At 48.1% G+C, this 21698-nt stretch carries 22 protein-coding genes; 13 read left to right on the forward strand and 9 right to left on the reverse strand.

The annotated features are described in order from the left end of the window. Positions 1 to 75: 75 nt before the first annotated feature. The 3 genes from EBB54_RS18385 to trmB all read right to left on the reverse strand — a co-directional run bounded on the left by EBB54_RS18385 (position 76) and on the right by trmB (position 1381). Positions 76 to 417 (reverse strand): thioredoxin family protein, encoded by a 342-nt coding sequence (locus EBB54_RS18385; protein ID WP_243127719.1) that lies wholly within the window; start codon positions 415 to 417, stop codon positions 76 to 78. A 121-nt stretch (positions 418 to 538) separates the two neighbouring features. Next, positions 539 to 727 carry a hypothetical protein gene (locus tag EBB54_RS29945; RefSeq protein WP_004070174.1) on the reverse strand — a complete coding sequence of 63 codons (189 nt, stop codon included), beginning with the start codon at positions 725 to 727 and terminating at the stop codon, positions 539 to 541. Further along, the gene (trmB, locus tag EBB54_RS18390; protein ID WP_004070177.1) at positions 728 to 1381 is read right to left on the reverse strand and encodes a tRNA (guanosine(46)-N7)-methyltransferase TrmB; all 654 of its coding nucleotides are present in this window, start codon (positions 1379 to 1381) and stop codon (positions 728 to 730) included. Positions 1382 to 1684: 303 nt separating this feature from the next. Here trmB and EBB54_RS18395 point away from each other — a divergent pair, with 303 nt between their 5' ends. The 12 genes from EBB54_RS18395 (at position 1685) to EBB54_RS18450 (ending at position 14505) form a co-directional block, all read left to right on the forward strand. After that, positions 1685 to 1996 carry a hypothetical protein gene (locus EBB54_RS18395; protein WP_004070179.1) on the forward strand — a complete coding sequence of 104 codons (312 nt, stop codon included), beginning with the start codon at positions 1685 to 1687 and terminating at the stop codon, positions 1994 to 1996. A 4-nt stretch (positions 1997 to 2000) separates the two neighbouring features. Further along, complete coding sequence (locus EBB54_RS18400; protein WP_004070181.1) at positions 2001 to 3047, forward strand: V0D/AC39 family V-type ATPase subunit; 1047 nt, start codon at positions 2001 to 2003, stop codon at positions 3045 to 3047. Next, positions 3044 to 4990: a V-type ATP synthase subunit I gene (locus EBB54_RS18405; RefSeq protein WP_125128483.1), complete on the forward strand. Its 1947-nt coding sequence runs from the start codon at positions 3044 to 3046 to the stop codon at positions 4988 to 4990. The genes EBB54_RS18400 and EBB54_RS18405 overlap by 4 nt, the downstream gene beginning before the upstream one ends. Positions 4991 to 5022: 32 nt before the next feature. Further along, positions 5023 to 5457, forward strand: coding sequence for an ATP synthase subunit C (locus EBB54_RS18410; protein ID WP_125128484.1), 435 nt, complete (start codon positions 5023 to 5025; stop codon positions 5455 to 5457). A 1-nt stretch (position 5458) separates the two neighbouring features. After that, positions 5459 to 5767: a V-type ATP synthase subunit F gene (locus tag EBB54_RS18415; RefSeq protein WP_125128485.1), complete on the forward strand. Its 309-nt coding sequence runs from the start codon at positions 5459 to 5461 to the stop codon at positions 5765 to 5767. Between the two features lie 58 nt (positions 5768 to 5825). After that, on the forward strand, positions 5826 to 6413 hold the full coding sequence (locus tag EBB54_RS18420; RefSeq protein ID WP_004070190.1) for a V-type ATP synthase subunit E: 588 nt from the start codon (positions 5826 to 5828) through the stop codon (positions 6411 to 6413). After that, on the forward strand, positions 6406 to 8172 hold the full coding sequence (locus EBB54_RS18425) for a V-type ATP synthase subunit A (RefSeq protein ID WP_125128486.1): 1767 nt from the start codon (positions 6406 to 6408) through the stop codon (positions 8170 to 8172). Before EBB54_RS18420 ends, EBB54_RS18425 begins: the two co-directional genes overlap by 8 nt. A 15-nt stretch (positions 8173 to 8187) precedes the next feature. Further along, entirely contained in the window at positions 8188 to 9579 is a 1392-nt protein-coding gene (locus EBB54_RS18430) for a V-type ATP synthase subunit B (protein WP_004070198.1), read from the forward strand. A 15-nt stretch (positions 9580 to 9594) separates the two neighbouring features. Further along, positions 9595 to 10218, forward strand: coding sequence for a V-type ATP synthase subunit D (locus EBB54_RS18435; protein ID WP_004070200.1), 624 nt, complete (start codon positions 9595 to 9597; stop codon positions 10216 to 10218). Between the two features lie 468 nt (positions 10219 to 10686). Further along, a complete protein-coding gene (locus EBB54_RS18440) occupies positions 10687 to 11667 on the forward strand; it encodes a hypothetical protein (protein ID WP_125128487.1) in 981 nt (326 codons plus the stop codon). 382 nt (positions 11668 to 12049) lie between these two features. Further along, entirely contained in the window at positions 12050 to 13078 is a 1029-nt protein-coding gene (locus EBB54_RS18445; protein WP_125128488.1) for a hypothetical protein, read from the forward strand. Between the two features lie 386 nt (positions 13079 to 13464). Further along, the gene (locus EBB54_RS18450) at positions 13465 to 14505 is read left to right on the forward strand and encodes a hypothetical protein (protein WP_125128489.1); all 1041 of its coding nucleotides are present in this window, start codon (positions 13465 to 13467) and stop codon (positions 14503 to 14505) included. An 84-nt stretch (positions 14506 to 14589) separates the two neighbouring features. Here EBB54_RS18450 and EBB54_RS18455 read toward each other — a convergent pair whose 3' ends face one another. After that, complete coding sequence (locus tag EBB54_RS18455; RefSeq protein ID WP_243127720.1) at positions 14590 to 15414, reverse strand: hypothetical protein; 825 nt, start codon at positions 15412 to 15414, stop codon at positions 14590 to 14592. 13 nt (positions 15415 to 15427) lie between these two features. Further along, entirely contained in the window at positions 15428 to 15976 is a 549-nt protein-coding gene (locus EBB54_RS18460; protein ID WP_243127721.1) for a hypothetical protein, read from the reverse strand. A 494-nt stretch (positions 15977 to 16470) separates the two neighbouring features. Here EBB54_RS18460 and EBB54_RS18465 point away from each other — a divergent pair, with 494 nt between their 5' ends. After that, on the forward strand, positions 16471 to 16740 hold the full coding sequence (locus EBB54_RS18465) for a hypothetical protein (protein WP_243127722.1): 270 nt from the start codon (positions 16471 to 16473) through the stop codon (positions 16738 to 16740). Between the two features lie 60 nt (positions 16741 to 16800). Here the strand turns inward: EBB54_RS18465 and lanM are convergent, their stop codons facing one another. The 4 genes from lanM to EBB54_RS31635 form a co-directional block, all read right to left on the reverse strand. After that, positions 16801 to 19788 (reverse strand): type 2 lanthipeptide synthetase LanM, encoded by a 2988-nt coding sequence (gene lanM, locus EBB54_RS18470; protein WP_125128490.1) that lies wholly within the window; start codon positions 19786 to 19788, stop codon positions 16801 to 16803. A gap of 103 nt (positions 19789 to 19891) precedes the next feature. Next, positions 19892 to 20629: a DUF4352 domain-containing protein gene (locus EBB54_RS18475; RefSeq protein WP_125128491.1), complete on the reverse strand. Its 738-nt coding sequence runs from the start codon at positions 20627 to 20629 to the stop codon at positions 19892 to 19894. Positions 20630 to 20825: 196 nt separating this feature from the next. After that, positions 20826 to 21236, reverse strand: a complete 411-nt coding sequence (locus tag EBB54_RS18480) for a DUF2712 domain-containing protein (RefSeq protein WP_125128492.1) — start codon at positions 21234 to 21236, stop codon at positions 20826 to 20828. A 327-nt stretch (positions 21237 to 21563) separates the two neighbouring features. Next, on the reverse strand, positions 21564 to 21692 hold the full coding sequence (locus tag EBB54_RS31635; protein ID WP_279229973.1) for a hypothetical protein: 129 nt from the start codon (positions 21690 to 21692) through the stop codon (positions 21564 to 21566). Positions 21693 to 21698: the final 6 nt, after the last annotated feature.

Genomic DNA, 21698 nt, shown 5'->3' on the forward strand with positions numbered 1-21698 from the left:
CTTAACATTTTGAAAAAATTTGTCAACCCATAATGCCGGAGGTCACGGAAAAAACACAGAAAAAAAATTTCCAGTTCACCCGCAAATTTCCAGTCCCGCTTCATCCATTACCATATCCAGAACCACCTGCCGGTTCAGCACCCCGCTTGCGGCCGACACAGGCTCTCCGTTTTTGAATATGACAAAGGTGGGCACGATCTCCACCTGGAACTGCTCCGCCAGATCCGCCGAATCCTCGATCTCAATCTGGCAGACTTTCAGGACTCCGCCGCAGTTTGCCGCGACCAGATCCACCACATCCTCCATCATTGCGCATTTTCCGCACCAGTCGGCAAAAAATTCCACAAGAACCGGTATACGCGCCTCCAGAACCTCCTGCCGGTAGTTTTTTGCAGTCACTCTTATTTTCATCGCCATCACCTGCTTTTCCTGTCAGCTCCCATGGCAGCTATCCATATTCAAGATTCTATATACCTCGTCAAGCGAACGCTTCAGGCACATCAGCTTTCGGTTCCACTCCGGCTTACAGTACAGTTTTTCACAAATACAGTTTTGCCATCCTTTTCTTCTTTTCATCCACATCCCTTCCCGTTTCCATGCATCGTCTTTCTGTAAGGCTCCAGGACGGCAGCGGGCGATATCCGCCGGGCGATGCCGCGGCCGTCAGCCCCCTCCTGAATCCCTGCTCCACTTTATTATATGCACCAGAACCGGAAATCGTAACCATTCAATTCCGGACAGCCGTCATTTTATAGATGGGATTCCCTTTCGCGGAAAATTTTTCTTCATATTCTGTCATCACATTCCCTGCGTTCATCGCCTCGTCATGATGCAGGTCACGGGTGTATGCCTTCATCGTCCATCCGTCCGCCCCTTCAACCTGACCCAGGGAAAAATCAAACAGCTCCCGGTTGTCTGTCTTAAATTCCAGTTCCCCGCCCGGCGCAAGCACCCGGGCATACTTCTCAAGAAAGCCGGACGAAGTAAGACGGCGTCGGGCATGGCGTGCCTTGGGCCAGGGATCCGAAAAATTCAAATAGATCCGTTCCGTCTCTCCCGGCGCAAAAACCTCTTCCAGTTCACTTGCGTCCATACAAAGGAAGCGCACATTTTCCAGATCACGGAACTCTTCCGTGTCATATCTCTCCAGGGCGCGCAGAAGCACGCTGGAATACCGCTCCATCCCGATATAGTTGATCTCCGGATGCTCCGCCGCCGTCTGCAACAAAAACCGCCCTTTTCCCATACCGATCTCGATCCGCAGGGGACGGTCATTTCCAAACACCTGCTTCCAGCAGCCCCTTCTTCCTTTCGCATCCATGACCACCGCGTCATGGGATTGAACCACGCTGTCCGCATGGGGTATATTTCGAAGTCTCATCACATTTCCTCCTGATCTTGCATCCAATCCGCATTGCAGATCTTCATTTTGCCACAATACGAGTCCATTTTTGCGCAGGTTTCATTATAACATTTCCTCCTGAAAACCTCAATTATTCCTGCCCCTGTTTCTTCCTATTAAAATAGCTTTCCACATTTTAGACAAAAAAACGAACGAAATTTTGTTCAACCTTGTAAAAAATAACATTGCTTTTTTCTAAAAAAAGTGTATGATAATAATGAAAAAATAAGAAAGAAACCATTCACTTTTTCACACTCACAAAACTACATGGGGAGGCTTACTATGGAGTCAATTGTAAAGAAACTATCAGAGATAGAATCTGCCGCTTCTGCAATTGTTGAGCATGCGGAAGCCCAAAAGGAAGTCCTTGATCATGAATACCGTGAAAAGCGGAACCGTTTTGACACGGAGCTGGAGGCAAAGACCTCCAAAAAGATCCTGGAAATCCAAAGCGACCTGGCCAGTAAGACCGATGCACTGCTGAAAGCGCAGATCGGCGGGCGCAACGAAACCATTGCTGCCTTGGAACAAGAATATGAAAAGCGGCACACCTGGTATGCACAAAATATTTTAAAACGGATCACAGAGGTATAAACGCATGGGAAATCTACTAGCTTACAGCGGGATCGTAACCAAGCTGAGAGCCATGGAAGCCAAGCTTTTAAAGCCGGAGGATTTTGAAGAGATTGCCTCGCTGCAGAGCGTACCGGACGCTGTCAATTATCTGCGTGAAAACTCTTCCTACGCCTATGTGCTGAACCTGCTCGACGAGAGCCGGCTGCACCGGGGCGATATTGAAAAGATCCTGACCCGGGAGCTTTACCATGACTACTCTAAGATCTACCGGTTCTGTGGATTAAAACAGCGTGAATTTCTGACACTTTACGTCAAGCGCTACGAGATTGATTTGATCAACTACTGCCTGCGTATTGTGATCAACCGCTATGCCGAACCCTTTGACCTGAACTATAAAAGAGAGTTCTTTGACAAGTATACCCAGATCTCCATCGACAAGATGATCACTTCGCGGACCACCGACGAGCTGATTGAAAATCTGAAAGATACCGAGTATTACGAACCTCTGCACAGGCTTCGGGACAATGCGGCCGTCACGCTCTTTGATTACGACCTGACACTGAGCCAATACAACTTCTCCACACTGTGGAAGAAGCGGAAAAAAATATTACGCAAAAATGAACTGGAGCTCTACACAAGAGTCTGCGGTTCCAAGATCGACCTGTTGAACCTGCAGTGGATCTACAGGGCAAAGAAGTATTACAGCATGGAGCCTGCCAATATCTACACGCTTCTCGTTCCAATCCATTACAGGGTGTCGCCTGAAGAGATCAAAGCCATGATCGAAGCCCCCGGTATTGAAGAATTTGAAGCGCTGCTTAGAAAGACATCCTACGCACGGCACTATGATTTCGGACAGAAGCTTACCATTGAGCAGATGTACACGGAGTGCCTGGACCGCCTGTACAGATCCGAGCGGCGGCAGAGTCCCTACTCCATTGCCGCGATCACTACTTATCTGTTTTTAAAAGAAGAAGAACTACGAAAGCTGACGACCGCCCTGGAATGTATCCGTTACGGCTTATCATCCGGTGAGACGCTGGCTTATATTGGAGGTAAGACGCAATGATTGTTAAAATGAAATTCATCAATATCTCCGGCCCCCGCGATGATATCGACCGCGTGACAGATCTCTATCTCTCCAAATACGAGATCCAGCTTGAATCTGCACTTTCCGAGCTGAAAACCGTCGATAATCTGAGGCCCTTTATGGAGATCAATCCATACCGGGAGGCACTGGCGCAGGCAGAGCAGTTCACTGCCCTTCTGGAAGATCCCGAGCAGGTCACTCCGGATACTGACCTGGGGCTGGACGGCATGTTCGAGCTCATCCGAAATACGAGCACGGACTATCAGAGCCTTCAGGAGAAAAAAGAAAAACTGAAAAAGAAGATCGAAGAGCTCCGCAGCCGCCAGCTTGTCATCGCGCCTTTCCGGCCGCTGGACTGCAATCTGAGCGAAGTGCTGAACTATAAGTATATCGCCTATCGTTTCGGAAAGATCGCTGTTGAGTACTATTACAAGATGCAGAAATATCTGATGGAAGATCTGGAATCCATCTTTGTGGAAGGCGAACGGGACGAGAGTTATGTGTACGGCGCATATTTCGTATCCCCGAGAGATGCGCAGAAATCTGACGCCATCTTCCGCTCCCTCCATTTTGAACGAATCATGCTGACGGACAGCTATGAAGGGACTCCGGCGGACGCTTATCACAAGCTGCAGCGTGAGGTCAACAAGAACCTGAACCAGATCGAAGAGCTGGACAAGGAAGCCGCCCAGCTGCTTGCAGCCCGCGCTCCCCAGATTGTGGCAGCGAAAAAACGGCTGGAGGAGCTGTCCAACAACTTCGACGTCCGCAAGATGGCCGCACGGATGGAAGACAACCAGGAGGACTATTATATCCTGTGCGGATGGATGTCCGAGGGAGACCTGGAAAAATTCCAGGCGGATATTGAGCACGACGACAAGATTTTCGTTGTGGTGGTGGATGACCGTGAAACCCACTTCGGAGCGCCTCCCACAAAGCTGAAAAACCCCAAGGTCTTCAAGCCTTTTGAGATGTATGTCCAGATGTACGGGCTTCCGGCCCATAACGAGATGGATCCCACGGTATTTGTGGGACTGACCTACTCTTTCATCTTCGGAGCCATGTTCGGGGATGTAGGGCAGGGACTTCTGCTGCTCATCGGCGGCGGGCTTTTGTACTATTTTAAGAGGATTCCTCTGGCGGGTATTGTGGCGACGGCGGGTATCTTCTCCACGATATTCGGTTTTATGTTCGGAAGCATCTTCGGATTCGAAGACATCATTGACGCGGTCTGGCTGAGGCCCATTGAACACATGACCATGCTGCCCTTCGTCGGCAAGCTGAACACCGTATTCGTTGTTGCCGTGGCCTTTGGTATGGGGATCATCATACTTGCCATGATCCTGCACATCATCAACGCATTCCGATGCCACGACTTGGGGGATGCATGGTTCGATGTCAACGGCGTGGCAGGGCTTGTATTTTACGCTTCCATCGTAGCGACCATCGTACTGTTCATGACCGGGCACAAGACGCCGGGCGGAATCGTCCTGGCCGTCATGTTCGGAGTTCCGCTGCTCCTGATCCTGTTTAAGGAGCCCCTGACTAAAAAGATCGAGAAACGGGCGGAAGGCATGGAAGAAAGCAAGGCCATGTTCCTGGTGCAGGGCTTCTTCGAATTGTTTGAAACGATGCTGAGTTATTTTTCCAACACACTCTCCTTCGTGCGTATCGGCGCATTTGCTGTCAGCCATGCGGCTATGATGGAGGTGGTCCTGATGCTGGCCGGTGCGGAAAAAGGCAATCCAAACTGGATCGTCGTTGTGCTGGGCAACCTGTTCGTATGCGGCATGGAAGGACTGATCGTCGGAATACAGGTACTCCGACTTGAATATTATGAGATGTTCAGCCGGTTCTATAAAGGCTCCGGACGGGCATTTGATCCATATACAAAGACAAATAAAAAGAAAAACACACATTAAAAACCATTATTGATATTTAGGAGGATTTTATTATGACAACCGCAACAAAAATCGTATTTATCGCTGCATTGATCCTGAGCATTATTATTCCTTTTGGATATTATCTGATCGGTGAAAAGAACAAAAACCGCTATAAGACAGCTATCGGAGTCAATGCCTTCTTTTTCTTCGGCGCATTTGCAATCGCATCCATCATGCTGCTGGGCGGCCCCCAGGTACATGCGGCAGAAGACGCAGCATCCCAGGCAGCTATGGCAACGGGCCTTGGCTATATCGCAGCCGCACTGGTTACCGGTTTATCCTGTATCGGCGGCGGTATCGCCGTAGCAAGCGCAGCAAGCGCAGCTCTCGGCGCGATCAGCGAGGATTCCAGTGTTCTTGGTAAATCCCTGATCTTCGTAGGTCTTGCGGAAGGTGTGTGTCTGTACGGACTGATCATCTCCTTCATGATCCTGGGAAGCCTGTAAGATGAAGATGTATCTGATCAGTGATAATGTCGATACCTATACAGGAATGCGCCTTGCAGGCGTGGACGGCGTCGTTGTGCATGAACGCGACGAACTCAGGGAAGCACTGGAAAAAACATTGAAGGATAAGACCATCGGCGTCGTTCTCCTGACGGAAAAATTCGGCAAGGAATTTCCTGAAATTCTGAACCAGTTCCGTCTGGAACGGCAGATGCCCCTGCTGGTAGAGATTCCTGACAGGCACGGAACCGGCCGTAAGAAAGACTTTATCACATCCTATGTAACCGAAGCAATCGGGTTAAAATTGTAATCTGCTGCCCCCGCAGGGGCGGCAGCCGTAAGAACATTTATAAAAGGAGGTACCCCTCTTGACTCTGGAAGAAAAACTCTCACATTTACAGGCATCCTCCATGGAAGAGGCGCGGGCGGAAGGCAATGCCATCATTGACAACTACCGCGAAGCCCTGGAAAAGGTATTGAAGGACCATAAAGAGGAAATGCGCTGGCAGGCTGAGACACGCATCAAGGCAGAGCAGTCCAACGCCAGGCACATGCTGAATCAGGCAAACGCCAGGACACAGCTTGAACTCAAGAGAAAGACCGGCAAGGTACAGGTCGAACTGAAAGATAAGATTTTTAAAGAAGCGCATATGCTGGTAAATGAGTATATGCAGACGGACGAGTATGAGGCTTATCTGGTCAAATCCATCCGTAAGGCCACGGAGTTTGCCCCAGGAGAAGATATGACCATCTACATCAACCCCTCTGACGAGCCGCGCCTTTCCTCCCTGGAAAAGGCGACCGGCACACGGCTGACCGTGAGTTCGGAGGATTTTATCGGCGGAACCCGGGCAGTCATCCGGGAACGCAATATTCTGATCGACAACTCATTCACAACACTGCTGCGCAATGAGTATGACAAATTTATCTTCTCAGGAGGTGACGGAATTGCATAATATCGGAACAATCTACGGTGTCAACGGCCCCGTCATCTATCTGAAAGGCAATACGGGCTTCCGTATGCAGGAAATGGTATATGTCGGTAAGGAAAAGCTGGTGGGCGAGGTCATCGCGCTGGATAAGGAGATGACGACCATCCAGGTGTACGAGGAGACCACCGGGCTCCGTCCGGGCGATGAAGTTATCGCCACCGGGAGCGCCGTGTCCGTAACCCTGGCCCCCGGCATCCTGAACAATATTTTTGACGGAATCGAGCGCCCTCTGGAACGGATCGCCGAGACGGGCGGCGCGTTTATTACCCGCGGTGTCAGTGTGGATTCGCTGGACCGTACCAAAAAATGGAAGGCACATATCATCGCTTCTGTGGGCGATTATCTGAACCCCGGCGAGATCATCGCGCTGGTTCCCGAGACCCGGGCAATCGTGCATAAGTGCATGGTGCCTCCGGATGTGGAAGGAAAGGTAATCAGCGTGGTTCCGGACGGCGATTATACCATCGACGAGACGCTGGTCACACTGGAACTTGCAGACGGGACGACCAGGGAACTGAGCATGACCCAGCACTGGCCCATCCGTGTACCCAGGCCCACCAGCAACCGGTTCTCCGCATCCGTACCTCTGATAACCGGACAGCGTATCATCGATACCATGTTTCCCATCGCCAAAGGCGGTACGGCTGCCATTCCCGGCGGATTCGGAACGGGCAAGACCATGTCCCAGCATCAGATCGCGAAATGGTCTGACGCGGACATCATCATCTATATCGGCTGCGGCGAGCGCGGGAACGAGATGACGCAGGTTCTGGAAGAATTTTCCGAACTGACGGACCCCAGGTCCGGCAATCCTCTTATGGACCGGACCACATTGATCGCCAATACATCCAACATGCCGGTTGCCGCCCGTGAGGCCAGCATCTACACCGGCCTGACACTGGCAGAATATTACCGGGATATGGGCTATGACGTAGCCATCATGGCAGACTCCACCTCCCGTTGGGCGGAAGCCTTGAGAGAGCTCTCCGGACGTCTGGAAGAGATGCCCGCGGAGGAAGGTTTCCCGGCTTATCTGGCATCCAAGCTCTCCGCGTTCTATGAGAGGGCCGGCATGATGCACAACTTAAACGATACGGACGGCTCTGTAACGATCATCGGCGCGGTATCCCCCCAGGGCGGAGACTTTTCCGAGCCTGTTACCCAGAACACCAAGCGGTTTGTACGCTGTTTCTGGGGACTGGACAAGAGCCTGGCCTATTCGAGGCATTTTCCGGCCATCCACTGGCTCACCAGCTACAGTGAGTATCTGACGGATCTGGCGCCCTGGTACCAGGATCGCGTATCCCCGAAGTTCGTGGATTACCGGAACCGGCTGATGGCCCTTCTGAACTCCGAGAGCAGCCTGCTGGAGATCGTCAAGCTGATCGGAAGCGACGTGCTTCCGGACGACCAGAAGCTGGTTCTGGAGATTGCCCGTGTCATCCGTCTTGGATTCCTGCAGCAGAACGCCTTCCATAAGGACGACACCTGCGTATCCATGGAAAAGCAGTTCCTGATGATGGAAACCATTTTGTACCTGTATAAAAAATCCCGTGCGCTTGTGACCATGGGACATCCGATGTCCATACTGAAGTCCGAGAACATCTTCGACCGGGTCATTTCCATCAAGTATGACGTACCCAATGACCGTCTGGAAATGTTCACCCAGTACCATCGGGATATTGACGAATTTTACCAGCGCGTCCTGGAAAAAAATGCATAAGGAGGGAATGATACCATGTCAATTGAATATTTAGGCTTAAGCAGTATCAACGGCCCTCTGATCGCCCTGGAGGGCGTGCAGGGCGCGTTCTACGACGAGATCGTGGAGTTTGTGATAGGCGGTACGCAGCGGAAGATCGGGCGTATCGTGGAGATCTACGAGGACCGTGCGGTTATCCAGGTATTTGAGGGTTCTGAGAACATGTCCTTGAAAAATACCCACACAAGGCTTACCGGACATCCCATGGAGGTCACACTCTCCCCGGATATGCTGGGCCGTACCTTTAACGGCATCGGGCAGCCCATCGACGACCTGGGCCCCATCACTTCTTCGCTTCGTCGGGATGTGAACGGCCTGCCCCTGAATCCGGTCAAGCGGGAATACCCCAGAAACTATATCCACACCGGGGTTTCCGCCATCGACGGCCTGACCACACTGATCCGCGGCCAGAAGCTGCCGATTTTCTCCGGAAACGGCCTTCCCCATGACCAGCTTGCGGCGCAGATCGTGAAGCAGGCTTCCCTGGGTGAGGATTCCGATGAAGATTTCGCCATTGTATTTGCCGCAATGGGCGTCAAGCACGATGTGGCAGACTTCTTCCGCCGTACCTTCGAGGACAGCGGCGTTGCCGACCATGTGGCCATGTTTTTGAACCTGGCAAATGATCCGGTGGTGGAGCGTCTGATCACGCCGAAGGTGGCGCTGACGGTTGCGGAATATCTGGCATTTGAACAGAATATGCACATTCTGGTTATCCTGACAGATATGACCTCGTTTGCCGAGGCCATGCGTGAGGTATCCTCCTCCAAGGGAGAGATCCCCAGCCGAAAAGGATATCCTGGATATCTGTACAGCGAGCTGGCGACCCTGTATGAGCGCGCCGGCATCGTTCAGGGTGTGGACGGCTCCGTAACACAGCTCCCCATCCTGACCATGCCCAATGACGATATTACCCATCCGATCCCCGACCTGACCGGATATATTACCGAGGGGCAGATCGTACTGGATCGTACGCTGCACGGACAGTCCATCTATCCGCCGATCAACATTCTCCCTTCCCTCTCCCGTCTGATGAAGGACGGCATCGGGGCAGGCTATACGAGAGAAGATCATCAGGATCTGGCCAACCAGTTATTCTCCGCCTACGCGAAGGTGGGGGACGCCCGGAACCTGGCATCTGTTATCGGAGAAGATGAGCTGTCGCCCACGGATAAGAAATACCTGGCATTTGGAAAGGATTTTGAAACCCGTTACATCGGGCAGGGAGTGAACGAAAACCGAAGCATGGAAGCAACTCTCGACCTGGGCTGGGAGCTGTTGGGACGCCTTCCCAGGGAAGAGCTGGACCGTGTGGATACGAAGATCCTGGATAAGTACTACAAGCCAATGCCGGAGGATGACGAGTAAAGGAGGCTGCACCGTATGGACCCACGAACTTTTCCAACCAAAGGAAATCTGATGCTGGCGAAGAACTCACTGGCACTCGCCCGCCAGGGTTATGACCTGATGGATAAGAAGCGGAACATCCTGATCCGTGAGCTGATGTCCCTGATCGACGAAGCCCGGGATATCCAGGATGAGATCGACAGCACCTTTACCTATGCTTACCAGTGCCTGCAGCGCGCCAACATCGAGCACGGAATCAATATGGTATCTCAGTTAGCCTACACGGTACCCATTGAAAATTCCATCTCGATCCGCTCCCGCAGTATCATGGGAACAGAAATCCCCCATGTGAAATACGCGCCGGTTCATGAATTGCCCACCTATGCATTCAGTACCACCCGGGAATCCATCGACCAGGCTACCAGGGCATTTCAGAAAGTAAAGGATCTGACCGTAAAGCTGTCCATGGTTGAGAATGCGGCCTACCGGCTGGCTTCCAATATCAAAAAGACACAGAAGCGCGCCAATGCGCTGCAGAACATCACGATTCCCATGTATACCGAGCTGGTCAGCAGCATTACGAATGCATTGGAGGAAAAAGACAGAGAAGAATTTACACGGCTGAAGGTCATCAAGAGGATGAAGATGAAAAAAGGCTGAGTGAATATGAAATACATGTTGAATACTTGTTACAGTTTACACGACGCCGTGCACTATGCTGCACGGCGTTTTTCTAATAAATTTGAGAAATTTACAGTTTACGGCCTGTTATCTGACCGACCGCGAACTATAACTTGAGAAATCCCCCTCCTTACCGAAGGCGAAATTATCTGTTGCATATCTTATACGATCGTGCTATACTGACAGCACATCAAAATCACGGGCAGTATTTTTTCAAATTATTCTATCTGTCCGCCGGATACTTCCCAGGTATCAGGATCTGTTTTTTCATGGCTTCTCAGCCGGAAAACACTCATTTGATGGAACAACTATCATATGGACAGGATGGATACTGGTTGTAAAACTGATTTGCCGTTTGGATCAGATTCTGATATAATGAAGTGGACATAACCTGGTTCTCTTTATGGCATTTATCACGATTCTTCCTGTCAGAAAAGGAGGACATGTATGTCAAAAACCAAAAGAAGAACTGCTGTTAAAGTTCTTAACAACTCCGGAGACCGCAGATCTGCTCCCGGAAAGCCATCCATTGCATGGCAGAACAAAGATATAACCTCAAAATATTTCGGGGAAAATCTTAAGGGCAAGTCCTTTGCCGTGTATGGGTTGGAGCTCCCGGAGATCAAGGAAGTGCAGCCCACAAACCTTCCGGCTATCGAAGCCAATGAACTGCGGTTGGATCATCTTTTTTTACTGAAAGATGATTCTCTGGCATTGGTGGATTACGAAAGTACCTATGCGGACTCCAATAAGATTAAGTATCTGAATTATATTGTCCGCACATTAAAGCGAAATATGGAACAGCACCATTTTCCATGCAAGATCCGAATGATCGTCATTTATACCGCAGATATTCAGCCGCAGCAGACCAAGGAAAGAATGGACATCGGCTGTCTGCAGTTTCAGCTGGAAGAAGCGTTTTTGATCCAGAAGGATTCTGAACAGACCGAGGCCCGGCTGCAGGCAAGATTCCAGGGAAATCAGGAATTATCAGCGGCGGAACAGATGGAATTTATCATCCTTCCCCTGACCTGCAAGGGAAACGAAGAAAAACAGGCGTGTATACGACGATGCTTTGAGATGGCGAAGCTGCTGGAGGATGCGGATATGCAGCGTTTCTTGTTATCCGGAATGCTGGTATTCGCAGATAAAGTGATCACGAAGGAAGATTCCAAACAGATTAAGGAGTGGATTATGATGACAAAGGTCGGACAGTTATTTGAAGAAGAAAAGATTCAATATGGACGGGAGATTGAAAAAAATGTGACTAAAACAAATGAATTGAAGTTCTCAAAAATCTTGCTCCATGCCGGTCTGTCCATTGAGGAGATCAGCAATGCAATGACTGTTTTAACAGCAGATGATGTTCGAAAAATTGCAGAAAGGATGAATCCTACCCCCGATATCCGCAAAGCAGATCCTAAATAAAATTCAGCTTGGCCGCTCTTAGAGAAATTGTTTTTTCAGAGCGGCCAGCAGCTTTTTCTCTGAATTTGTGACCTTTAAAATTTTCTGTTGCATCTGCTTCCCCGCCGTGCTATACTATCAGCACATCAAAATCACGGGCAGTATTTTTTCAAATTATTCTATCTGTCCGCCGGATACTTCCCAGGTATCAGGATCTGTTTTTTCATGGCTTCTCAGCCGGAAAACACTCATTTGATGGAACAACTATCATATGGACAGGATGGATACTGGTTGTAAAACTGATTTGCCGTTTGGATCAGATTCTGATATAATGAAGTGGACATAACCTGGTTCTCTTTATGGCATTTATCACGATTCTTCCTGTCAGAAAAGGAGGACATGTATGTCAAAAACCAAAAGAAGAACTGCTGTTAAAGTTCTTAACAACTCCGGAGACCGCAGATCTGCTCCCGGAAAGCCATCCATTGCATGGCAGAACAAAGATATAACCTCAAAATATTTCGGGGAAAATCTTAAGGGCAAGTCCTTTGCCGTGTATGGGTTGGAGCTCCCGGAGATCAAGGAAGTGCAGCCCACAAACCTTCCGGCTATCGAAGCCAATGAACTGCGGTTGGATCATCTTTTTTTACTGAAAGATGATTCTCTGGCATTGGTGGATTACGAAAGTACCTATGCGGACTCCAATAAGATTAAGTATCTGAATTATATTGTCCGCACATTAAAGCGAAATATGGAACAGCACCATTTTCCATGCAAGATCCGAATGATCGTCATTTATACCGCAGATATTCAGCCGCAGCAGACCAAGGAAAGAATGGACATCGGCTGTCTGCAGTTTCAGCTGGAAGAAGCGTTTTTGATCCAGAAGGATTCTGAACAGACCGAGGCCCGGCTGCAGGCAAGATTCCAGGGGAATCAGGAATTATCAGCGGAGGAACAGATGGAATTTATCATTCTTCCCCTGACCTGCAAGGGAAACGAAGAAAAACAGGCGTGTATACGACGATGCTTTGAGATGGCAAAGCTGCTGGAGGATGCGGATATGCAGCGTTTCCTGTTATCCGGAATGCTGGTATTCGCAGATAAAGTGATCACGAAGGAAGATTCCAAACAGATTAAGGAGTGGATTATGATGACGAAGGTCGGACAGTTATTTGAAGAAGAAAAGATTCAATATGGACGGGAGATTGAAAGAAGAGTAACAAAGGATGTAACGAAAAATGTGACCGAAAACGTGACTAAAAATGTGACTAAAACAAATGAATTGAAGTTCTCAAAAATCTTGCTCCATGCCGGTCTGTCCATTGAGGAGATCAGCAATGCTATGACTGTTTTAACAGCAGATGATATTCGGAAAATTGCAGAAAAGATAAATCCCAAACCCGATATCCGCAAAGCAGATCCTAAATAAAATTCAGCTTGGCCGCTCTCGGAGAAATTGTTTTTTCAGAGCGGCCAGCAGCTTTTTCTCTGAATTTGTGACCTTTAAAATTTTCTGTTGCATCTGCTTCCCCGCCGTGCTATACTATCAACACATCAAAGTCACGGGCAGTATTTTTTTCAAATGATTCTATCTGTCCGCCGGATACTTCACAGGTATCAGGATCTGTTTTTTCATGGCTTCTCAGCCGGAAAACACTCATTTGATGGAACAACTATCATACGGACAGGATGGATACTGGTTGCAAAACTGATTTGCCGTTTGGATCAGATTCTGATATAATGAAGTGGACAAAGCAGACTTCTCCTTATGGCATTATTGAGCACTATGCCTCCTGTCAGAAAAGGAGGACATGTATGTCAAAAACCAAAAGAAGAACTGCTGTTAAAGTTCTTAACAACTCCGGAGACCGCAGAGCTGCTCCCGGAAAGCCATCCATTGCATGGCAGAACAAAGATGTAGCTTCAAAATATTTCGGGGAAAATCTTAAGGGCAAGTCCTTTGCTGTGTACGGATTGGAGCTCCCGGAGATCAAGGAAGTGCAGCCCACAAACCTTCCGGCTATCGAAGCCAATGAACTGCGGTTGGATCATCTTTTTTTACTGAAAGATGATTCTCTGGCATTGGTAGATTATGAAAGTACCTATGCGGACTCCAATAAGATTAAATATCTGAATTATATCGTCCGCACATTAAAACGAAATATGGAACAGCACCATTTTCCATGCAAGATCCGAATGATCGTCATTTATACCGCAGATATTCAGCCGCAGCAGACCAAAAAGAGAATGGACATCGGCTGTCTGCAGTTTCAGCTGGAAGAGGCGTTTCTGATCCAAAAGGATTCTGAACAGACCGAGGCCCGGCTGCAGGCCAGATTCCAGGGGAATCAGGATTTATCAGCGGAGGAACAGATGGAATTTATCATCCTTCCCCTGACCTGCAAGGGAAACGAAGAAAAACAGGCGTGTATACGGCGATGCTTTGAGATGGCAAAGCTGCTGGAAGATGCGGATATGCAGCGTTTCCTGTTATCCGGAATGCTGGTATTCGCAGATAAAGTGATCACGAAGGAAGATTCCAAACAGATTAAGGAGTGGATTATGATGACAAAGGTCGGACAGTTATTTGAAGAAGAAAAGATTCAATATGGACGAGAGATTGAAAAAAATGTGACCAAAAGTGTGACTAAAACAAATGAATTGAAGTTCTCAAAAATCTTGCTCCATGCCGGTCTGTCCATTGAGGAGATCAGCAATGCTATGACAGTTTTAACAACAGATGATATTCGGAAAATTGCAGAAAGGATGAATCCTACCCCCGATATCCGCAAAGCAGATCCTAAGTCAAATACCCATGCAAGCATGGCTACTTGGCTCGTTGCTTCGCGGGAATAAAATTCAGCTTGGCCGCTCTTAGAGAAATTGTTTCCTCAGGGCGGCCAACTGCTTTTTCCAACAAGATTCCGATTTATAGCAAGATCAGAATATATCTTCCGTCTCCCCCTTTTTTCTGAATATTGCCCAGGTTGATGTAAGGCCAATGATAACATATGCTGCCAGAGCAACAGCGCTTTTCATCCCATAACCGGACTGTGTAAAATAAATGCTGGAATAGTCAATTGCGTTCAGCATAGTACAGATTACATGGATACCAAGCTGCAGAAAGAATGGACAGACTGCAGCAACAATCTTATAATCCGAAATGAAGCTGCACGCCAGCGCGGTACAGGCCCAGATTCCTCCCATCACAAAGTCTATACACAGGAAGATCACTGTATATAGGATCGGATGTGAAAAATAAACCTGATAAAACAGATTCGCCGCGCAGATCAGATTGTTAGGAAATACACACTGCGGCAGCAGATTCGGCAATAATACCAGGGCACACAGCAGATTCAATATCAGCGGCAGGAAAACCGCCAGACCTCCGGAAAAAAACACCGCAATATATTTTGCTGTCAGGTAATCCCTTCTGGATACGCGTGTATACAGCCCTTTCAAAAAACCACGTGTCTGATCTGAAAAATAGGAAGTCCCAAAGGGCAGAACCGCAAGGATTGGGATGAGCAAAAAATATATAAACGCTTCCATGCACACTGCGCCTCCCGCAAGCCACGAATCAGCTGCTGAAAACGGGTACAAGATTGAGGCAGCTTCCATATTTCTTGTCAGATTCCAATAAGAATTTCGGCACTGGTACTGAATGACCTGCGCTGCCGCAATAATCCCGCCCAATATCAATGACATGGCCATTCCTCTGCTTCGTATTGACCGCCTGATTTCTTCTTTTAAGATTTCATTCATGTTCTTCTTCCTCTCATGACAGCAGTAATTTGTTTTTAACAGGATAAGAGGAAAATACCAACCAAAATTCACGTTCCTCTATTCTTTCCCATTCTCTTTCAAAAATCTCATTTTTTAAAATATCATATGGAAAACATATCTGCCTGCTCTCTCCTGGCTGCAATTCCTGCTGGAGACTGCTGTAGCAATCTCCTGACACATCTATAATACCTTTTGAGATTCCATTTCCCATCCCTATTCCTTCCACATATAAGTCCGTCATTATAATCTTTTTGTTTTCCGCAGTCGTATTTTCAATTGTAAGCTTCACTTCAAGAATTTTGAATCCTACCATAGGCTCACGATCCATTTTTGCGACCAGCTGTTCCTGTTCTTGATCTGACAAAAAGCGATAAGAAACTACAGAGATCATAACTCCATCCTGAAATTCCAGCTGCTCCCCAATCCTGGCTTCGTTCAATACAGCAGGAGGTATTTTTCGGTTAATATTCCTATATCCTGCGGCCAGCAGCACCAACAGTATAATGCCTGCGGCCATAAATGTTCTTTTTGTTCTTCTCATAGTTGTTTCAGGTTAGAATATAGTTTCTCCTTCCCTCATATAATCGAAATGATACTTATAATTAAATACTGTCAGGACTCCATCTGCTACTCATAATATACCATCCCATTATGGCCATTCGGCCAATTAACAAAGTATAAAACAGCACTGTTTCTTACATGTATTATTATATATCATTTTTAATTTGTAAAAACAAAAGCGGCTTTTTCTCTGAATTTGTGACCTTTAAAATTTTCTGTTGCATCTGCTCCCATGCCGTGCTATACTATCAGCACATCAAAATCACGGACAGTATTTTTTTCAAATTATTCTATCTGTCCGCCGGATACTTCCTAGGTATCAGGATCTGCTTTTTCATGGCTTCTCAGCCGGAAAACACTCATTTGATGGAACAACTATCATATGGACAGGATGGATACTGGTTGCAAAAGTGATTTGCCGTTTGGATTAGATTCTGATATAATGAAGTTTCCAAACAGATTAAGGAGTGGATTATGATGACAAAGGTCGGACAGTTATTTGAAGAAGAAAAGATTCAATATGGACGAGAGATTGAAAAAAATGTGACTAAAAACGTGACCAAAAGTGTGACTAAAAGTGTGACTAAAACAAATGAATTGAAGTTCTCAAAAATCTTGCTCCATGCCGGTCTGTCCATTGAGGAGATCAGCAATGCTATGACTGTTTTAACAGCAGATGATATTCGGAAAATTGCAGAAAGGACGAATCCTACCCCCGATATCCGCAAAGCAGATCCTAAATAAAATTCAGCTTGGCCGCTCTTAGAGAAATTGTTTTCCCAGAGCGGCCAACAGCTTTTTCCATTAATACAGCAACTCTGCATCTGCCTCGCACAGAGCCAAAGCCGCCCCGGATATCCCTGCCATCAGAGATGCATTGTAATACTCCTGCACCGGCACCCTTTCCAGTTCCAAAATCCTTCTCCTTATCTTTGCGCTTTCCTTCCGCAGTTCATCCCGGCCCAGCGCTTTCGCCGCTTCACACAGGATCATATATTTCCCGGCAAGCCCATGGCAGAGACAGATACTGCTGTCTTTCTTCCACCGCATCAGACATGCAGTCCCTCTCTCGATATCCCGCGCCACTCTCTTATCCTCCTGAAATCCCTCCAATTCCAGCAGACTCAGCCGTGACAGCAAGATCCCGCTTCCGCCGTGGCACCACGCATTGGTATGACTCCCTCTGTTTTCCCGGCTGCGCAAATCCTTCCAGTTCCTTTCCTTCTCTAAATACAAAGAATCCTCATATTCCAGAATCTGCCGAAGCCTGCCCGCATACTCCGGAGCCTTCGTATATTTCATCAGCCTTGCATAGGCCAGAACCGCACCGCTGTTCCCATGTGCCATACCGGCCAGAGGGGCCTTCTCCGACGCGCACAGCCAGCCGCAGCCCGTTTCCATAACTGTCCGCTTCTCCCACAGCAGCTCCCCGGCCCGGACGGCATACGAAAGATACGCTTCCTCCTTCGTCTCCTGATACAGTTTGAGCAATACCACGATCCAGCCTGCATTTCCGGAAAGAAGGTCATAGCTGGTATCCTTCTCCTCTGCGGCCCGGACGATCCGCACATGCCTGTCTGCATAATCCAGATACTGCCTGCGGCCCGTCAGACGATACAGAAGCAGATATGCATATACCACAGAGCCTTCCCCGGCAAACATTCCTGTCTGGCCGGACCGGGCTGTCTGTTTTGATTCCAGACACCTCTCCGTATAGCAAAACAGATCATCCGTGAGCCTGTCAAAGAGACCGTCAAATTCCCGGCTTCCGCCTGCTGAAATGACTGCCGCTAAAGCTGCTGCAATCCCGGGAATCCCGTCATACAGATCCATCCCTGCCGCTTTCATTCCCCATGCTTGTCCGGAAAAATCCGTCCTTGTCCAGATCTGCCTGCCTCCGGCTTCTATCCGAAGGCCTGCCAGATGCCTTCCTAATCTGGTAAATACATTTCCCTGCGCTCCCTTCCCTCTGATAACCTCCGTAGAAAGAAACCCACTCTCCTCCGTCCGCGGCAGGCTGCATCCAATGGACAGCCGGATGAGCATCTGCTGTCTCCCCAGTTCCGCAGACGATAATCGCTGCAGTTTTTCTAGGAAGCTTTCGTATGCACTCTGCTCAAAATACTCTGGATAGGCCTTTTGAGCTCCATCCAGTAATTCCTTCCCTTTCCCCCGGAAATAGTAGATCGGGATCTCCATATTCATCATAGCTTCCAGCTCATAGGCAAACAGCGCTGCATATCCTGTCTCCGATTTCTGCCCTTTTTTAAGGATATGAAGCAAATATATCCGGTTTCTTGCGTCCTTCATGAACTCCGGCGCCAATGACGCAGTGAGATACATACCGTACTGCTGAGTATGCCGGATCAGGAATCTCCCCTCTTCCGAATACAAAGGCTCAAACAGGCTCCTGATCTGTTCCTTTTCATTACAGGCAATCTCAAAGGCCGCCCCGAACCCTTCACACAGCTCCTCCACATACCTCTGCACCTCAGCCGGTTTTCCCTGGTACACCGGCACACTATCCTTTAATTGAATTTCCCTTCTCTCGTAAGCCAGCTTCATCCTGGACGACCTGGGATTAGTCACGGTCGGCAGCAAAAACGGCGTAACACACTTTTCCCCGGAATGAAGAGCATTCACGCTTCCCCGTGCCGCATCGTTTCCCCAACAGGCCGTCGGCAGAATCCCTGTATGGGTCACCGACTTCTCCATCCATTCCCGCAGCGCCCGCATATCCGAAGCCTCGCACCTGTCAGAGAAAAGATCCATGTGTGTGCCGCCATTGGAGCCTTCGTCACTGCTGCCGGAGCATGTACTCCCGCCGTCAGAGTGGGCTTCCCTGCGCCCGGCGGCTCCCGGCATGGCCTCCAGGTCGATCAGCTCCGGAAATTCCCCGTTTGCGATCAGATTCTCTCCGTGAATATCCGACGTATCCGTAAGATAACAGATAAATAGCTGGATTCCCAGCCGGTAAAAGAAACGTTTTATCTCCGATTTATCCAAACAGGGAGCACATTCAATGCAGGAGTCCAGCCCGCAGCCCTCCATCTCGTATATCTCCCTCTCCCGGAAGCTCAGACTGAGCCGTTTGCAAAACCATCGGCTGATTCCCTGATAGATCCGGTCCTTATGCAGACTCCGCGGCTTATAGATGAAAGACCTGCCATCTGCAAGCCGGATTCGTGCCGCCGTCCTGCCCCCTGTATGAACATCGGAAATCCCCAATTCCACGCTTTCCGCTTTCACCGGGCTGAATCTGCCCTCCACCGCTTCCCATACACGGAAAAGCTGATCAACAATCTGTTCGATCCTTCGTAAGACCAGACGAAGCAGCTCCGGATACCTGCCGCATAGCTCCCTGATATACTCCGGCCGTCCCAGAAAATGCTCGTCATAGTCCCGGTATTCTTCCCATTCGTCCCTTCCGGAAAGCATCTTTCCTTCTCTGCATTCCTGGATATCCTCAATCAGGCATCTGACCGGAATATGAAGAATCCCGGTCAAAACATTGTCCGTAACCATAACGGCTTCCTCTCTGCCGAATGGGTGCTCCCTACCCGCCTTTTCTTTTCCATAGTCCAGAGCAATCTGCAGAAAAAAGCGATAGAAATTTTCAAAATTCACATCTTCCAGCCTGCCGGCATAATGACGGTCCGCCGCCTCATAGATTCGAAGCAAAGTTTTGCTGCACTGCCGGTACAGCTTTTCCTTCAATGCCTCACATGATGCAGGCTCAATCTCCGCATAGATTTCTTTTCCTAACAACCGTTCCCACATTTTACAGTCCATATCCGTCTCTTTCCATATGTGTTTTTTCTTTTCGCTTCCTCCTATTTTACGGGTTCATGCACAATATAGCAAATAAAATCTGGTAATCTCACTCTCCACCCATTCAATTTAATATGATAAACCGCTTCACAGCAAATTCCGGATCTTCCGGCTGCGGATTCCCACCGCTCGTATCAATCTCCAGATATATCTCCTGATTATTCAATATCTCATCCGGCATGTCGAATACCACCGGATAGCTTTTTGTCTCTCCCGCCTCGAAGGATTCCTTTGAGTAATCATGACCATATTTTCTCGGTGTTTCTTCTCCCAGATAGTCTACCTCACTGATAAAATCACCCATATCAAAGGCCTGCATCCTCATGTAGCCCCACAGATAATCTGTAATCGGCTCTTCCGCTTTATTCTCCACCGTAAGATTCACAACAACATAAGAATACTCATTTGTTATATTTCCGTTGGCATCCATCTGGATTCTCCCCCCTTGCGTAGCATCCTTCCCCTCCGGCAGAGCATAGCCCGGAGATTCCTTGGATACGCTCCAGGAGTTGACCGTAAAAGAATAATTTCCGCTCGTGATGGGACTGCCGGTGGACACGATATTGCGGGAATCCACCGTCAGCCCGGCTTTTTCTTTTAAGGCCTTTGAAAATGCTTCCGATCTGTCATCCGCTTCTTCCTCCTGCCCAGGCTTCATCAGATTTTCCACCTGTTTTTCCTTCTCTTCGTAGGACTTTTGCTCCTCCTCAGTACGTATCCCCCCTCGGGACAGCATATAGCTCATCCCTATTCCCAAAACTACAAGAACAACAACAATTCCTGAAACTACCGCTTTTTTCACACCCTTACCTCTCTTCTTCGAACACTCAATCATCTTAGCCACAAGTAAGCAATCCGGATGCACTATACGCAACAGGGAATGCTTTCGTTTTCAAAGCATCCCCCATTACACTTTATATATTTCGATATATCTATTTGATTTAATGTCTGTCTTGTACACAGGCTATGGAAAATGCAATGCACTAATAGTGTTTAAATCAAATACTGTCCGGGCTCCAGCAACCATACAAATGGCAAGGTGCGGCAGGTGAAGGTTTTAAATGCAGATAACAACTGTTCTTTCCGCTCTCTTTTACATAATTTGGAAGGTATGCGGATGTTCCTGCAGCTACATAGTAGTAACCGCCGTTCGCAGAATAATTAACTCCCCCGTTAAAAACACCTACATTTACCGCTCTATCTCCTTGATGGAAGATGTACGAAGATGTATAATCCTCTTTAGTTCTGGATTCTGTGGCAAATCCGCCTGCACCAACATTCACGTTATAATAGGTATCTGTAGTATTTCCGGCAAATGCCGTCATAGACCCCATCAGCATCAAGCCAAGTAATCCGGCTCCGATCAGTTTTTTACCGTGTTTCACTTTAAGAATCTGTTTTTTAAACATAATTTTGTTCTCCTTTTCTTTTTGTGATTTTTATAAGACAGCGCTGTTTCTTACAAGTATTACTATACAACATTTTTACTCATAAAAACCAAAATTGGATTTTTCTCTAAAAATCAGACCTTTAAAATTTTCCACCTGTGAGACTGCGATTCTTGGATAATCTAATTGCTGTTTCTATATATCAGATCGCCGAAAAACCGCATTATAAAAGGCCTGTCCAATATAGGAACAGACCTGCTTTTTTATCAATTTTTCTTGTTTCACACAGTTATAAAAGCTGCCTGCATGAGCTCCATATGAAGTGCAGCTACAACAACAGCCCCTCACTTAGCAGCAGATTAAGGAATACCATCCACCTTGCAAAATAGATATGCCTCTTTCAATTTCCTCGTCTATCCCCATACTTTCCGCCTGTTCCAATTCATATAAAATCTGATCTAATGCTTCATCTTTCATTTCGTC

Origin of the sequence: Schaedlerella arabinosiphila (assembly GCF_003885045.1) — a bacterium.
Taxonomy (GTDB): domain Bacteria; phylum Bacillota; class Clostridia; order Lachnospirales; family Lachnospiraceae; genus Schaedlerella; species Schaedlerella arabinosiphila.

Bases quoted from the DNA above. Each gene is read 5' to 3' on its own strand.
- EBB54_RS18450 (WP_125128489.1), top strand. From the start codon at position 13,465: ATGTCAAAAACCAAAAGAAGAACTGCTGTTAAAGTTCTTAACAACTCC.
- EBB54_RS31635 (WP_279229973.1), bottom strand. From the start codon at position 21,692: ATGAAAGATGAAGCATTAGATCAGATTTTATATGAATTGGAACAGGCG.
- EBB54_RS18480 (WP_125128492.1), bottom strand. From the start codon at position 21,236: ATGTTTAAAAAACAGATTCTTAAAGTGAAACACGGTAAAAAACTGATC.
- EBB54_RS18460 (WP_243127721.1), bottom strand. From the start codon at position 15,976: ATGAGAAGAACAAAAAGAACATTTATGGCCGCAGGCATTATACTGTTG.
- lanM (WP_125128490.1), bottom strand. From the start codon at position 19,788: ATGGACTGTAAAATGTGGGAACGGTTGTTAGGAAAAGAAATCTATGCG.
- EBB54_RS18395 (WP_004070179.1), top strand. From the start codon at position 1,685: ATGGAGTCAATTGTAAAGAAACTATCAGAGATAGAATCTGCCGCTTCT.
- EBB54_RS18430 (WP_004070198.1), top strand. From the start codon at position 8,188: ATGTCAATTGAATATTTAGGCTTAAGCAGTATCAACGGCCCTCTGATC.
- EBB54_RS18455 (WP_243127720.1), bottom strand. From the start codon at position 15,414: ATGAATGAAATCTTAAAAGAAGAAATCAGGCGGTCAATACGAAGCAGA.
- EBB54_RS18405 (WP_125128483.1), top strand. From the start codon at position 3,044: ATGATTGTTAAAATGAAATTCATCAATATCTCCGGCCCCCGCGATGAT.
- EBB54_RS18440 (WP_125128487.1), top strand. From the start codon at position 10,687: ATGTCAAAAACCAAAAGAAGAACTGCTGTTAAAGTTCTTAACAACTCC.
- EBB54_RS29945 (WP_004070174.1), bottom strand. From the start codon at position 727: ATGGTTACGATTTCCGGTTCTGGTGCATATAATAAAGTGGAGCAGGGA.
- EBB54_RS18410 (WP_125128484.1), top strand. From the start codon at position 5,023: ATGACAACCGCAACAAAAATCGTATTTATCGCTGCATTGATCCTGAGC.
- EBB54_RS18415 (WP_125128485.1), top strand. From the start codon at position 5,459: ATGAAGATGTATCTGATCAGTGATAATGTCGATACCTATACAGGAATG.
- trmB (WP_004070177.1), bottom strand. From the start codon at position 1,381: ATGAGACTTCGAAATATACCCCATGCGGACAGCGTGGTTCAATCCCAT.
- EBB54_RS18445 (WP_125128488.1), top strand. From the start codon at position 12,050: ATGTCAAAAACCAAAAGAAGAACTGCTGTTAAAGTTCTTAACAACTCC.
- EBB54_RS18385 (WP_243127719.1), bottom strand. From the start codon at position 417: ATGGCGATGAAAATAAGAGTGACTGCAAAAAACTACCGGCAGGAGGTT.
- EBB54_RS18400 (WP_004070181.1), top strand. From the start codon at position 2,001: ATGGGAAATCTACTAGCTTACAGCGGGATCGTAACCAAGCTGAGAGCC.
- EBB54_RS18435 (WP_004070200.1), top strand. From the start codon at position 9,595: ATGGACCCACGAACTTTTCCAACCAAAGGAAATCTGATGCTGGCGAAG.
- EBB54_RS18465 (WP_243127722.1), top strand. From the start codon at position 16,471: ATGATGACAAAGGTCGGACAGTTATTTGAAGAAGAAAAGATTCAATAT.